The sequence below is a fragment of the Pseudoxanthomonas sp. YR558 genome, from assembly GCF_900116385.1.
In the GTDB taxonomy this organism is placed as follows: Bacteria; Pseudomonadota; Gammaproteobacteria; order Xanthomonadales; family Xanthomonadaceae; genus Pseudoxanthomonas_A.
Map to the genome: position 1 here is coordinate 271,888 of NZ_FPCI01000001.1, position 14,204 is coordinate 286,091.

Here is a 14,204-nt window from a genome sequence, read left to right on the forward strand (position 1 = left end):
GCGCCTCTGCAGGCCAGGGGGCTGCATAATCGCTCGCGATGTCAGAACCTGCCTCCAGCTACTACCTGGCGACGGCCACGCCGTCCGCCCCGCACGCGACCCTCCAAGGGCGTCACGACGCCCGTGTGTGCGTCATCGGGGGCGGTTTCGCTGGTTTGAACACGGCGCTTGGACTCGCGGAACGCGGGGTGCGCGATGTCGTCGTCCTCGAAGCACGGACGCCCGGTTTCGGCGCTTCCGGGCGCAACGGGGGGTTCGTTTTTGGCGGCTTTTCCCGGGGTGAAGATGCGTTGCTGCGCGAACTCGGGCCGGCCCGCGCCAAGGCGCTCTATGGCGGCACGATCCAGGCGGTCGAACTGATCCGGGAACGGATCGCGCGATACGCGATCGATTGCGAGCACACCGAGCAGGGTGTCATCTGGGCGAACTGGTTCAAGGATGACGCGGTGCTGCGCGATCGCCAGGCACTGCTTACCGAGCACTACGACACTCATTGGACCTGGTGGCCGCGCGATCGGCTTCGCTCGCAGGTCGACTCCCATCGCTACCACGACGCATTGTTCGAGCCCCAGGGCTTCCACTTTCACCCGCTGAATTATGCGCGGGGTCTTGTGCGCGCCGCGACGGCGGTGGGCGTGGCGGTGCATGCCGACTCGCCGGCGCTCTCGGTCAATCGCGTTGGTGGCGCGTGGCGCGTCCGCACGCCGGAAGGCGAAGTCGAGGCGGCGCATGTTGTCTTGGCCTGCGGCGGGTATCTCGCCGGCCTTCGTGCGCGCGTGGATGCGGCGGTGTTGCCCATCGCCACGTATGTAATGGTGACCGCGCCACTGGGTGATCGATTGCAGGAGATCTTGCGGACCGGCGCTGCCATTTACGACACGCGTTTCGCCTTCGACTACTACCGGCCCCTGCCCGACACCCGCATCCTGTGGGGTGGGCGGATTTCCGTGCTCGATCGCTCGCCGATCGAGGTGCGGCGCCTGCTCTACCGCGACATGCTCAAGGTGTTTCCGCAACTGGACGGGATCGGCATCGACTACGCGTGGTCGGGGTTGATGAGCTATGCGCGTCACCAGATGCCACAGATCGGCCAGATCGAACCCGGATTGTGGTTGGCGCAGGCGTTCGGCGGACATGGCGTGGCGCCCACCACGTTTGCAGGTGAGGTTCTGGCAGCCGCCATTGCACACGACGATCCGCGGTGGCGTGAGTTCACCGACTACGGATTGGTCTCGGCGTTGAAGCCGGCAGGATTGCTGGGTGCGCAGTTGAGCTATTGGTGGGCCGAATCGAAAGATGCTTGGAAAGACTGGCGTGAACGGGCGAGGGGCGTATGAGCGTGCAGGACGAATCGATCAGCTGGGCGGATTTCGAGAAAGTGCATCTCTGCGCTGGCACTGTTGTGCGTGTGGAGCCTTTTCCAGAGGCGCGCAAGCCGGCATGGAAGGTCTGGGTGGACTTCGGGCCGCATGGCATCAAGAAGACCAGCGCGCAGATCCATGCGCTCTACGGCGTGGATGATCTCGTGGGCAGGCAGATCGTGGGCGTCGTCAATTTTCCGCCCAAGCAGGTCGGGCCGTTTCTGTCAGAGTTCCTGCTCACGGGTTTCCCCACCGATGCGGGCGTCGTCGTGACGGCGATCGAGCGGCCCGTCCCCAACGGCGCGCGCCTGGCCTGAGTTCCAGTTCGCGAAAACGAACATGGCGCCTCGCGGCGCCATGTCGTTTGCAGCGCTGTGCTGCTCAGAGCGATTCGAAGATGCCCGCCGCACCCATGCCGGTGCCGATGCACATGGTCACCATGCCGTACTTCTTCTGGTGGCGACGCATGCCGTGCACGAGGGTGGCGGTGCGGATGGCGCCGGTCGCACCCAGCGGGTGACCCAGCGCGATGGCACCGCCCAGCGGGTTTATCTTCGATGCGTCCAGTTCGCTGTCACGGATCACCGCCAGCGCCTGCGCGGCAAAGGCTTCGTTAAGCTCGATCCAGTCCAACTGGTCCTTGGTCAGGCCGGCCTGCTTCAACGCCTTCGGGATCGCGGCGATGGGGCCGATGCCCATCACTTCCGGGCGCACGCCGGCGACCGAGAAACTGACGAAGCGTGCCAGCGGGGTCAGACCGTAATCCTTGATCGCCTGCTCCGAGGCCAACAGCACGCCGGCTGCGCCGTCGCTCATCTGCGACGAGGTGCCCGCGGTCACGGTGCCGCCGAATTGCGGATTGCGGAACACGGTACGCAGCTTGGCCAGGCCCTCCAGCGACGTATCGGCGCGAGGGCCCTCGTCCTGCTCGACCAGCAGCTTCTTCAGGCGAACCGTATTGCCGGCGAGGTCGGGCTGGCGCGAGATCACTTCATAGGCACTGATCTCGTCTCGGAATTCGCCCGCTGCCTGCGCCGCCAGGGCCTTCTGATGCGAAGCGACGGCAAACGCGTCCTGATCTTCGCGCGAGATCTTCCATTCTTCGGCGACTTTCTCGGCCGTGATGCCCATGCCGTAGGCGATGGCGACATGGTCGTTGTCGAACACGCTGGGGGCCATGGCGATCTTGTTGCCCATCATAGGCACCATGCTCATGCTCTCGGTGCCACCGGCGAGCATCAGGTCGGCATTGCCGAGCCGGATCTGGTCCGCCGCCATCGCCACGGCCTGCAAGCCGGACGAGCAGAAGCGGTTGATGGTCTGCGCGGCGATCGTGTTCGGCAAGCCGGCCAGCAACAGGCCGATGCGCGCCACGTTCATGCCTTGCTCGGCTTCCGGCATCGCGCAGCCGATGATGGCGTCGTCGATGCGGTTGATGTCGATGCCCGGCGCCTGCGCCACGACCGACTTCAGCACGTGCGCCAGCATGTCGTCCGGTCGAGTGTTGCGGAACACGCCTTTGGGCGCCTTGCCGACCGGCGTGCGGGTGGCGGCGACGATATAGGCTTCTTGTACTTGCTTGCTCATGTCTCGGTGTCCTGTGTCGTCGTCGGTCAGTTACGCAGTGGCTTGCCGGTCTTCAGCATGTGCGCGATCCGGGCCTGGGTCTTTTCCTGCTGGGCCAGTTCGACGAAGTGCTTGCGTTCCAGCTTGAGCAGCCACTCTTCGTCGACCACTGCGCCGCGGTCCACTTCGCCGCCGCACAACACGGTGGCGATGCGCACCGCGATTTCGTAGTCGTACGGGCTGATGAAGCGGCCCTCCAGCATGTTCACCAGCATCATCTTGAAAGTGGCGATGCCGACGTCGCCGGCGACCTGGATGCGGCGGGCGGGCAGGGGCGGGCGGTAACCGGTCTCGGCCAGCGCCAGCGCTTCCTGCTTGGCGATATGGAGCAGTTCGTAGGCGTTGAAAACGACCTTGTCGCCCGCGCGCATCAGGCCCAGTTCCTTGGCTTCGACGGCGGAAGCCGAAACCTTGGCCATCGCGATCGTCTCGAAGGTCTTCTTGAGCTCAGCGAATACGTCGCCGCCCGGGCCTGCGGCTTGCGACGCGCGCACGGCGAGTTCCTTCAAGCCACCGCCCGCGGGTAGCAGGCCGACGCCCGCTTCGACCAGGCCGATGTAGCTTTCTAGGTGCGCCACGGTGCGCGCACTGTGCATCTGGAACTCGCAGCCGCCGCCCAGGGCGAGGCCACGCACCGCGGCCACGACCGGCACCAGCGAGTACTTGATGGCCTGGCTGGTGGCCTGGAAGTTGGCCACCATCGCTTCGAACTCGGCGATCTTGCCGGCCTGCAGCGCGCCCAACGCACCGGCCAGGTCGGCGCCGGCGGAGAAGGGCTCCTTCGGTTGCCAGATCACGAGGCCCTTGAATCGCTGTTCGGCGATCGCGACCGATTCCTGCACGCCGGCCAGCACCGCGTCGGACACGGTGTGCATCTTGGTCTTGAAGCTGATCACGCCGATGCCGTCGCCGTCGGTCCACAGCCGGACGCCGTCGTTCTCGAACACGGTTTCGCCCGGGGCGAACGCTTCACCCAGCAGCGGGTCCGGGAAGCGCTGGCGCGCGTACACGTCCAGCGAGGAGCGCGGCAGCAAAGCATTGCGGGCCGGGCTGTAGCTGCCCTCGGCGCCGTGCACACCGTTGCGGCCGTCGAACACCCAGTTCGGCAACGGGGCGCTGCTCATGGTCTTGCCGGCCACGATGTCGTCTGCGATCCACTGGGCCACCTGCTTCCAGCCAGCGGCCTGCCAGGTTTCGAACGGCCCCAGCGACCAGCCGTAGCCCCAACGGATCGCCAGGTCGACGTCGCGCGCGGTTTCAGCGATGTCGGCCAAGTGATACGCGCTGTAGTGAAACAGGTCGCGGAACACCGCCCACAGGAACTGCGCCTGCGGGTGCTGGCTCTCGCGCAGCTTCGCGAACTTCTCGGCCGGGTTCTTGATCTTCAGGATCTCGACCACCTCAGGCGCGGCGGTGCGGTCGGCGGCGCGGTAGTCCTGCTTCTCCAGGTCGAGGACGACGATGTCCTTGCCGACCTTGCGGAAGATGCCGGCACCGGTCTTCTGGCCCAGCGCGCCCTTGGCGATCAGGGCCTCCAGCCACTTCGGGGACTTGAAGTAGGCATGCCACGGATCGTCCGGCAGCGTGTCGGCCATCGTCTTGATGACATGGGCCATGGTGTCCAGGCCCACGACATCCGAAGTGCGATAGGTCGCGGACTTCGGGCGGCCGATCAGCGGGCCGGTGACCGCGTCCACCTCGTCGAAGCCGAGCTTGAACTCACCGGTGTGGTGGGCCGTGGCCAGGATCGAGAACACGCCGATGCGGTTGCCGATGAAGTTGGGCGTGTCCTTCGCATAGACCACGCCCTTGCCGAGGGTCGTGGTCAGGAACGTTTCCAAGCCCTCGAGTACGGCCTTGTCCGTGGACTTGGCCGGGATGAGCTCGGCCAGGTGCATGTAGCGGGGAGGGTTGAAGAAATGCACGCCCGAAAAATGATGGCGAAGTTCTTCAGGAAGAACTTCCGCCAACTTGTTGATTCCCAAGCCGGACGTGTTGCTCGCGAGCACCGCATGCGGCGCCACGAACGGCGCGATCTTCTTGTACAGGTCCTGCTTCCAATCCATCCGTTCGGCGATGGCCTCGATGATCAGGTCGCAGCCTTTCAGGTGCTCCAGCCCGGTCTCGTAGTTGGCCGGCGTGATGGCCTCGGCCAGCGATTTGCTCGCCAGCGGGGCGGGGCTGAGCTTGGCCAGGTTGGCGATGGCCTTGTGCACGATGCCGTCCGGGTGGCCCTCCTTGGCGGGCAGGTCGAACAGCACAGTGTCGACGCCGGCGTTGGTCAGGTGCGCGGCGATCTGCGCGCCCATCACACCGGCGCCCAGCACGGCCGCCTTGCGTACAAGCAATGGATTGGACATGGAATTTCCTTGGATTGCAGGGGTTTCAGACATGGTCGGCGCGCAGGCCGGCCTCGGCGAAGCGGATGAGTTCACGGGCGGCGCGCTCACGATGCGCCGCCTCCGTGACGCCTGTGGGGCGCTTGATCAGGCCGAAATCGGCCATGGCGTAGGTCAGGGCACCGGAGAAGAAGTCCAGCCGCCAGTACAGCTCTTCCTTGCTCAGGCCCGGCACGCAGGCGGCGATCGCCTTACCGAACTCGCGCAGGACGTGGCCGTAATGGTCCGAGAGGAATTGGCGCAGGCCATCGTTCTTCTCGGCGTAGGCCCGGGCGATCACGCGGACGAAGGCGCCCCCGCCGTGGCGGTCCTGGGCAAGGGCCAGCGCCGGCTCGACGAAGGCGGCGAGAATGGGGGCCAGCTGGGCGGGATGCTCCGCCAGGGCCTTTTCCAACTGGGAGAGACGGGCGGCGGTCATGTCGTCCATGCGGCGGCGGAAGACTTCGTTGACGAGGTTTTCCTTGCTGCCGAAGTGGTAGTTAACCGCGGCGATGTTGACGTCGGCCCGGCTGGTGACCTGACGCAGGGACGTGCCCGCGAAGCCGTGCTGGGCGAACAGCTCTTCGGCCGCCCCCAGGATCCGTTCCTTGGTCGAGAAATGCGTGGTGTTGCCCATGGCCCCTCCGGCACTGAATCAAACGCTTGTTTGACTCATTGTCGGGGGTGGCACCAGGCAAGTCATGCTGCTTTGCACAATCGCGGTGTGCGAGGGCTGCAAACCGGCACGCGGTACGTTAGAATCTCGCTACGCTTTCTAGTCTAAGCCCGCGTTTCGACGCGGGTTTTTCATGTTAACCTTGGGCCGTAACGTGGCCCGCCCAACGGAGATAATCCCCATGGCGCTGGAGCGCACCCTGTCGATCGTCAAGCCCGATGCCGTCGCCAAGAACGTCATCGGCGAAATCTATGCCCGTTTCGAAAAGAACGGTCTGAAGATCGTTGCCGCGAAGATGAAGCACCTCTCGCGTCGTGAAGCGGAAGGTTTCTACGCCGTGCACCGCGAGCGTCCGTTCTTCAATGCGCTGGTCGAGTTCATGATCTCCGGCCCGGTCGCCATCCAGGTGCTGGAAGGCGAGAACGCCGTGCTGAAGCATCGCGACATCCTCGGCGCGACCAATCCGAAGGACGCTGCGCCGGGCACGATCCGCGCCGACTTCGCCGATTCGATCGACGCCAATGCCGCGCACGGTTCGGACTCGGTCGAGAACGCGAACATCGAGATTGCGTACTTCTTCGCCGCCACCGAAGTGTTCTCGCGCTGAGCGATATGCGATGAGCAGCCACGAACTGCCGCCGATCGAGTTGAAACTGGCCACGGACGCACCGTCCGTGGCCATCGGCGTGCCCGTGTCTGCGAAGCAGAACCTGATGGACCTTGATCGCGAAGGGCTGGAGCAGTTTTTCGTCGGCAAGCTGGGTGAGCAGAAGTTTCGTGCGCACCAGGTGATGAAGTGGATCCACCATCGCTACGTCACCGACTTCGATCAGATGACCGATCTCGGTAAGAACCTGCGGGCAAAACTGCAGGAGCATGCCGAGGTCGTCGTGCCGCAGGTGGTGTTCGACAAGCCATCGTCGGACGGCACCCACAAGTGGCTGCTGGGCATGGGCGTGGACGGCAAGAATGCCGTCGAAACCGTCTATATCCCCGACAAGAGCCGCGGCACGCTCTGCGTGTCGTCGCAGGTGGGCTGTGGCCTGAACTGCACCTTCTGCTCGACTGCCACGCAGGGCTTCAACCGTAACCTGACCACCGCCGAGATCATCGGCCAGGTGTGGGTGACGGCACGCCACTTGGGCAACGTGCCCGCGCAGAACCGTCGCCTCACCAACGTGGTGATGATGGGTATGGGCGAGCCGCTGCTGAATTTCGACAACGTCGTGCGTGCGATGAACATCATGCGCGACGATCTGGGTTACGGCTTGGCCAGCAAGCGCGTCACGCTGTCGACATCCGGGCTGGTGCCGATGATCGACCGTCTGTCCACCGAAACCGACGTGTCGCTGGCTGTCTCCCTGCATGCGCCCAACGACGCGCTGCGCGAACAGCTGGTGCCGCTCAACAAGAAGTACCCGATCGCCGAGCTGATGGCGTCCTGTGTGCGCTACCTGCGCGCTAACAAGAAGCGCGACTCGGTGACATTCGAATACACGCTGATGAAGGGCGTGAACGACCAGCCCGAGCACGCACGCCAGCTCGCACAGCTGATGCGCAAGTTCAGCAATGCTGCGCAACTGAAGGATGCGGGCAAGGTCAATCTCATTCCCTTCAACCCATTCCCCGGTACACGTTACGAACGTGCGCCGGAAGAAGACATCCGCGCGTTCCAGAAGCTGCTCCTCGATGCGCAGGTGCTGACGATGGTGCGGCGGACGCGCGGCGACGACATCGATGCCGCCTGTGGTCAGCTCAAGGGGCAGGTCATGGATCGCACGCGCCGGCAGGCGGAGTTCCGCCGCCAATTGCAGGAACAGGGCATCGACGATGCGGCATAAGGCGATCTGCCTGCTGCTGATCCCCCTCCTGCTGGCCACCGCCTGCAGCCGATTCACCTTCGTTCGCTCCAAGATGGAGCGCAAGGATGGCGAACAGCGGTCCCAGGACTATTCCGTCAAGGACAGTCCCGAGGTGAAGCGTCGCCAATCGGTGCAGATGATGCTGGCGCGTTCGGTGCAGCGTCTGCAGGCCGGCGACCTGGAGACGGCCGAAAAGGAAGCCCGCGCGGCCTTGAAGCTGGCGCCGGACTCTGCCGACGCGGTGACCATGTTGGCCGTGGTCGCGGATCGCCGTGGTCAGGCCGAAGCGGCCGGCCAGCATTACCGCCGGGCCGCCGAACTCGCGCCCCGGCAGGGTGCGGCCCAGAACAACTACGGTACTTGGTTGTGCGCGAACGGCTTCGCGGCCGAATCGCTGGTCTGGTTCGACAGAGCGATACAGGCGCCCGGCTACGGTACGCCCGAGGTCGCCCAGGCGAACGCCGGCAATTGCGCGCTGGCGGTCGGCCAACTCGAACGCGCCGAGGGAGACTTGCGGAAGGCGCTGTCGCGCGATCCGGCCAACACCACGGCACTTGGGGCGATGGCCGAACTTGAGTTCCGTCGCCAGCAGTACCTGGCGGCGCGGGCGTTCGTTGAGCGGAGGCTGGCTGCGGGGCCCGCTTCCGTGGCGGTGTTGAAACTCGCATCACAGATCGAGGAAAGACTCGGCGACAAGGCCGCTGCCAGTCGATATGTTCAGCGCATTCGGGCGGAGTTCCCCGACGCGCGGGACGTCACAACCGGGGGAAATGCAGGGCCATGATGGATACGGTAAGTGGGGGCATGCCGCAGGGGTGCGGCGATGCACTGCGGTCGGCGCGCGAGCAGGCCGGCCTATCGATACAGGATGTCAGCCAACGGCTGAAGATGCCGGTCAAGGTGGTCCAGGCCCTGGAAGCAGGGCTGTGGGACCAGTCCGGGGGGGCTGTGTTCGTTCGCGGCCAGCTACGCAGCTACGGACGCCTGCTCAAGGTGGACGTGGAGCCGTTCCTGCATCAGGCGGAGACGGCGGTGACGGCACCGGCTGAACTGGTCAGTCATGGGCATACCCCGCCACTGCAGTACTTCTTTGAAAGCTTCAAGCGCCGTGCGATTTACCTGGTGCTGACGCTGGTGATCGTGACGCCGATCTGGATGGCGCTGCGGCCGGCCTCCAACCCAACGCCGGCTGCCGCAACGGCCTCGCTCGACGTCGTGCCGGAAGCCGCCTCGGACGCCCCGGGCGGAAGCGCGTCCGCCGCGCCACCGAGCCGCCCGCAGGCGACGCCCATCGTCGCGTCCATGACGCCGATGCCTCGCAGCGCGGCGTGGCTGTCGTTGACGTTCAAGGGCGACAGCTGGGTCGAGATCACGGCTCCCGATGGTCGCAGGCTGGAGCAAGCGCTGGTGCGTTCCGGTGAGGAACGTCGCTATGCGCAGGGCGAAGTCGGACGCGTCAAGTTGGGCGATGCCACGGCGGTCGAGGTTCAGCAAGCGGGGAGTACGGTGGATTTGGCCCCGTTCCAGCGAGCTAACGTCGCACGCTTTACGGTATCCTCTGAGGGTTCCCTAGCGCCGGTCGGTGACTGACCCGCGTACGGGTCTGTCCAACCTAGACCAAGACCCCGCTTAGACGGGGCAAGAGAGCGCATGGCGATTGATGATCTGCTCGACGAGCACGAACAAAGCGAACGCGTCCGCAGCTGGCTGAGGAGCAACGGCGTCGGCCTGCTGGGCGGCGTGGCCCTTGGCCTTGCGGTGATCTTCGGCTGGCAATGGTGGAAGAACGGCCAGCAGGGCAAGCAGGAACAGGCCTACCAGGATTACCAAGCGGCCGTGGAAGGGCTCGCCAAGGACGATCTGAAGCAGGCAAAGACCGCGGTCGATGCGTTGGCCAAGGAAGACGAGGTCTACGCGGATGTCGCCGGCCTGCAGTTAGCCAAGGCACAGGTCCAGGCGGGCGAGCGTGATGCCGCCATCGCCACTCTGCGCGGCCTGACAGCCGATGCTTCGTTGCAGCCGCTGGTCAACCTGCGTCTGGCCCGACTGTTGATCGACAGCGGCAAGCACGACGAGGCGCTCAAGCTGCTGGACAAGGCCAACGATGCTTCGAGCCTCGAGGTGCGCGGTGACGCGCTGTTCGCGACCGGCAAGGCCAAGGAAGCCCAAGACGCCTACTCGCGCGCCCTGACCACGCTGGACGTGGCTTCGCCGCAGCGCCGTATCGTCGAACTGAAACTCGTGCACGCAGGCGGTACGCTGCCCAAGACCGGGGGTGCCGCGTGAGTCGCTCTTACCGTAAAACCATGGTGACCCGCGCGCTGGCCGCCACCGCACTGGTGCTGATCCTCGGCGGCTGCAGCACCATCAAGGGTTGGTTTGGCAGCAAGCAAGACGAAAAGCCTACCGAGCCCGCGGAACTGATCGACATCACGCCGAGTGTCGCGGTCTCCAAGCTGTGGAGTGCGAATGCCGGCAAGGGCGAGGAGCGCCTGGGCCTCCAGCAAACGCCGGCGATCGACGGTGGTCGCGTGTATGCGGCGGCGGTGGAAGGCGGCGTGCGCGCCTTCGACCTGCAGACCGGTAAGCAAGTGTGGCAGTACAAGTCGGATCTCCGTCTTTCCGGCGGGCCTGGCGCAGGGCAGGGCTTGGTCGTGGTCGGCACGTTGAACGGGCAGGTGATCGCCCTAGATGCCGCCACCGGTGCCGAAAAGTGGCAGGTCAAGGTGCCCAACGAGGTGATTTCCGCGCCCGCGATCGCCCAAGGTCTTGTGTTCGTCCGCACCAACGATGGCCGCGTTTCCGCCCTAAGTATCGAGACGGGCGAGCGTCGCTGGTTCTGGAGCAACGAACTTCCCAGCCTTACTGTGCGTGGTAATGCGCCGGTGGTGGTGGGTCCGGGCGTCCTGTTCGCGGGGAGCGATGACGGCACACTGACCGCGCTGTCTTCCACTGACGGTCGTCCGCTGTGGACGCAAGCTGTCGGTACGCCGGAAGGCCGGAGCGAGTTGGAGCGCATGGCCGACGTGGACGGCGCGCCTGTGCTGGAAGGCACCACGGTGTTCGCGACGAGCTTCAAGAAGGAAACCATCGCCATCGAGGGCCCGTCTGGCCGTCCGCTGTGGAAGCGTGAGAGCGGTGGCGCGGGCGGTCTTGCGGTGACGAGCAGCGCAGTGCTGGTGTCGGATCCGGCAGGCACCGTTTGGGCGCTGGATAAGTACAGCGGTGGCTCTCTGTGGTCCAACACCACGTTGGCGCGTCGCTCGCTGACTGCTCCGACGATCCATGGCGATTACGCCGTGGTCGGCGACTACGATGGCTACCTGCATTGGCTGAAAACCGACAACGGCGATATCGTCGGGCGCGCCCGCGTGGGCGGCAAGGCGATCCGGGGCAAGCCGGTCGTGGCCGACGGGATCCTGGTTGTCCAGGACGTTGAAGGCGGCCTCACGGCCTTCGGTTTCAAGTAAGCATCCTGCGGGCGCGGCGATTCGCGCCCGTCTGGACCGAAAAGGGCCGCTTCGTCGGCCCTTTTTCGCGGGCGGGGCCCAATTCCGATACCATGGCGCGCCCTTGCCGCACGGCTTCGCGTGCCCCCGGCGGCCCCGGCAGCCTCGTGCCGGCCCCGCTCTTATTTATCTGGTTGCCTCTTCATGTTGCCCCTCGTAGCCCTGGTCGGTCGTCCCAACGTCGGCAAGTCCACCCTGTTCAATGCGCTGACCCGCAGTCGTGATGCGCTGGTGCACGACCAGCCGGGCGTGACCCGTGACCGCAATTACGGCGTCTGCCGCTTGGACGAGGAGGCGCCGTTCCTGGTCGTGGACACGGGCGGTATCGCCGGCGAAGAGGAGGGTCTGGCGGGTGCCACGGCACGCCAGGCACGCGCGGCCGCCGAAGAGGCGGATCTCGTGCTGTTCATCGTCGACGGACGCGAAGGTCCGTCCGCCTTGGACGACGAAATCCTCGCCTGGCTGCGCAAGACCGCGCGCCCGACCTTGTTGGTGATCAACAAGATCGACGGCATCAACGAATCCACGGCCCTGGCGGACTTCGCCCGCTATGGCTTTTCCGATGTCACGACAATCTCAGCCTCGCATCGCCAGGGCATCGACGACCTGCTGGAAGAGGTGCATCAGCGACTGCCGGAAGAGGGTGCGGCCGCCGAGCTGGACAATGATCCTGACCGCATGCGCGTGGCCTTTGTCGGCCGACCGAACGTGGGCAAGTCCACGCTGGTGAACCGCCTGCTTGGCGAAGAGCGCATGATCGCGTCCGAGGTGCCGGGCACGACGCGCGATTCGATCGCCGTCGACATGGAGCGGGATGGCCGCCAGTACCGCCTGATCGACACCGCCGGCCTGCGCCGCAAGGGCAAGGTGGAGGAAGCGGTCGAGAAGTTCAGCGTGGTCAAGACGCTGCAGGCGATCGAGCAATGCCAAGTCGCCGTGCTGTTGTTGGATGCCACCGAAGGCGTTACCGACCAGGACGCCACCGTGCTGGGCGCCGTGCTGGATGCCGGTCGCGCGCTCGTGGTGGCGATCAACAAGTGGGATGGCCTGACCGCCTACCAGCGCGAGCAGGCCGAAGCACTATTGGCCCGCAAGCTCGGCTTCGTCGAGTGGGCGGAAGCCGTGCGCATTTCCGCACTTCATGGCTCGGGTCTGCGTGAACTGTTCAAGGCGATCCACCGCGCTCATGCCTCGGCGACGAAGGAATTCGGCACCAGCGAGGTCAACAAGGCGCTGGAGATCGCGTACGAGACCAATCCGCCGCCGAGCATCCGCGGCCATGTCTCGAAGTTGCGTTATGTGCATCCGGGCGGCGCCAATCCGCCAACCTTCATCGTGCACGGCACGCGCCTGAAGGTGCTGCCGGAATCTTATAAGCGCTATCTGGAGAACTTCTTCCGCAAGCGCTTCAAGCTGGTCGGTACGCCGGTGCGTTTCATCTTCCGCGAAGGCGCTAACCCCTACGAGGGGAAGAAGAACGTGCTGACCGAGAAGCAGATCGCCAAGAAGCGTCGCCTGATCCGGCACGTCAAGCGCAGCAAGTGACCGCGTACCCCTCCCGCATCGCCGTCGATGAAGCCATCGCGCTGATCCGGGAGACGGCGCTCTCGCACCGCACCGAAACCGAGCCCCTGGCGTTCAACCGCGCCGGCGGCCGCGTGCTGGCCGATGCGGTCCGCGCACCGATCGACCTGCCGTCGTTCGACAACAGCCGGATGGACGGCGTGGCGTTCGCGCATGCGAGCCTTCGGGATGACGGCCCAACCTGGCTGAGATTGGTTGGTGAGCAGTACGCAGGGGTCGCGCGCGAACTTCGCGTAGGCCGGGGCGAATGCGTCCGCATCACCACGGGCGCGCCGCTGCCCGAAGGCACCGATACGGTCGCGATCCGGGAAGACGTCGCTGAGCGCGATGGGGGCATCGAAGTGCCGGCCGGGCTGCTTGCCGGCGCAGACGTACGCTGCATCGGCGAGGATGTCCTGGCGGGCACCCAGGTGCTGCGCGCGGGTCAAGTGCTGACGCCCGTGCGGATCGGATTGGCGGCTGCGTTGGGCTTGGCATCGCTGACGGTCGCAAAACGGCCGACGGTGGCGGTCTTCACGACGGGCGACGAACTGGTGGAGCCCGGGATGCCGCTGCGGCCCGGACAGGTCTACAACAGCAACCGCGACCTCTTGATGGGGCTGCTGCGCGCAGAAGGCCTGGAGCCCACTGCGTGGCCTACGCTGCCCGACGATCCGGAACGCATGCAGGTCATGCTGGCCGACGCCGCGTCCGCATTCGATGTCGTCATCACCAGTGGCGGCGTGTCGGCGGGGCAGAAGGATCATCTTCCCGGCCTGCTGGACGCCCACGGTCGCATCGTGTTCTGGAAGGTGCGCATGAAGCCGGGCATGCCGGTGCTGTTCGGGCAATGGGATCGCGCGCTGTTCCTGTGCCTGCCGGGCAATCCGGTGTCGACCCTCGCTACCTTCCTGACCCTGGGTCGTGCCCTGCTCGATGGCCTGCAGGGTAGGGACGATCCGCGCCCCGCATGGCAGGCACGGATGGGGGCTGCTTGGCACAAGGAACATGCCCGACTCGAATTCCTTCGGGGCCAGCTGGCGCCCGATGGCGCGGGCGGCTTGCGGGTCGTGCCGAACGCGGCCGACGCCTCGCACCAGTTGCGTGCGGCCGCCGATAGCAACGCCCTGATCGTGCTGCCGGAAGGCCCGCGCGACTACGCCGAAGGCGACATCGTCGACGTGCTGCCCTACTGACGGCGACACCGCGTTCCACCGGGGGCGCGGCCG

Annotated in this window: 13 protein-coding genes; 10 read left to right on the forward strand and 3 right to left on the reverse strand. The window is 65.6% G+C overall.

The features are described from left to right. Positions 1–38: 38 nt before the first annotated feature. On the forward strand, positions 39–1,337 hold the full coding sequence (locus tag BM365_RS01205; protein ID WP_093485860.1) for an NAD(P)/FAD-dependent oxidoreductase: 1,299 nt from the start codon (positions 39–41) through the stop codon (positions 1,335–1,337). Beyond that, positions 1,334–1,678 carry a tRNA-binding protein gene (locus BM365_RS01210; protein WP_093485862.1) on the forward strand — a complete coding sequence of 115 codons (345 nt, stop codon included), beginning with the start codon at positions 1,334–1,336 and terminating at the stop codon, positions 1,676–1,678. The genes BM365_RS01205 and BM365_RS01210 overlap by 4 nt, the downstream gene beginning before the upstream one ends. A gap of 64 nt (positions 1,679–1,742) precedes the next feature. On the opposite strand, the gene BM365_RS01215 is transcribed toward BM365_RS01210, so the two are convergent. The 3 genes from BM365_RS01215 to BM365_RS01225 are packed head-to-tail and all read right to left on the reverse strand — an operon-like array spanning position 1,743 to position 6,002. Beyond that, the gene (locus BM365_RS01215) at positions 1,743–2,948 is read right to left on the reverse strand and encodes an acetyl-CoA C-acyltransferase (RefSeq protein WP_093485864.1); all 1,206 of its coding nucleotides are present in this window, start codon (positions 2,946–2,948) and stop codon (positions 1,743–1,745) included. Positions 2,949–2,974: 26 nt separating this feature from the next. Further along, a complete protein-coding gene (locus BM365_RS01220) occupies positions 2,975–5,347 on the reverse strand; it encodes a 3-hydroxyacyl-CoA dehydrogenase/enoyl-CoA hydratase family protein (RefSeq protein WP_093485866.1) in 2,373 nt (790 codons plus the stop codon). 25 nt (positions 5,348–5,372) lie between these two features. Next, positions 5,373–6,002, reverse strand: a complete 630-nt coding sequence (locus tag BM365_RS01225; protein WP_093485868.1) for a TetR/AcrR family transcriptional regulator — start codon at positions 6,000–6,002, stop codon at positions 5,373–5,375. A gap of 220 nt (positions 6,003–6,222) precedes the next feature. Between BM365_RS01225 and ndk the strand changes: the two genes are divergently transcribed. The 8 genes from ndk to glp all read left to right on the forward strand — a co-directional run bounded on the left by ndk (position 6,223) and on the right by glp (position 14,171). Then, positions 6,223–6,648: a nucleoside-diphosphate kinase gene (ndk, locus tag BM365_RS01230; protein WP_093485870.1), complete on the forward strand. Its 426-nt coding sequence runs from the start codon at positions 6,223–6,225 to the stop codon at positions 6,646–6,648. A gap of 10 nt (positions 6,649–6,658) precedes the next feature. Beyond that, on the forward strand, positions 6,659–7,882 hold the full coding sequence (gene rlmN, locus BM365_RS01235) for a dual-specificity RNA methyltransferase RlmN (RefSeq protein WP_093485872.1): 1,224 nt from the start codon (positions 6,659–6,661) through the stop codon (positions 7,880–7,882). Next, positions 7,872–8,687 (forward strand): type IV pilus biogenesis/stability protein PilW, encoded by an 816-nt coding sequence (pilW, locus tag BM365_RS01240; RefSeq protein WP_093485874.1) that lies wholly within the window; start codon positions 7,872–7,874, stop codon positions 8,685–8,687. Before rlmN ends, pilW begins: the two co-directional genes overlap by 11 nt. Continuing rightward, positions 8,684–9,493, forward strand: a complete 810-nt coding sequence (locus BM365_RS01245) for a RodZ domain-containing protein (RefSeq protein ID WP_093485876.1) — start codon at positions 8,684–8,686, stop codon at positions 9,491–9,493. Before pilW ends, BM365_RS01245 begins: the two co-directional genes overlap by 4 nt. Positions 9,494–9,553: 60 nt before the next feature. Next, the gene (locus tag BM365_RS01250; protein ID WP_093485878.1) at positions 9,554–10,189 is read left to right on the forward strand and encodes a YfgM family protein; all 636 of its coding nucleotides are present in this window, start codon (positions 9,554–9,556) and stop codon (positions 10,187–10,189) included. 20 nt (positions 10,190–10,209) lie between these two features. Continuing rightward, positions 10,210–11,373, forward strand: a complete 1,164-nt coding sequence (gene bamB, locus BM365_RS01255) for an outer membrane protein assembly factor BamB (RefSeq protein WP_093485880.1) — start codon at positions 10,210–10,212, stop codon at positions 11,371–11,373. 183 nt (positions 11,374–11,556) lie between these two features. After that, a complete protein-coding gene (gene der / locus BM365_RS01260) occupies positions 11,557–12,957 on the forward strand; it encodes a ribosome biogenesis GTPase Der (RefSeq protein ID WP_093485882.1) in 1,401 nt (466 codons plus the stop codon). After that, positions 12,954–14,171 carry a molybdopterin molybdotransferase MoeA gene (gene glp, locus BM365_RS01265; protein WP_093485884.1) on the forward strand — a complete coding sequence of 406 codons (1,218 nt, stop codon included), beginning with the start codon at positions 12,954–12,956 and terminating at the stop codon, positions 14,169–14,171. The genes der and glp overlap by 4 nt, the downstream gene beginning before the upstream one ends. The last annotated feature ends 33 nt before the right edge of the window (positions 14,172–14,204 follow it).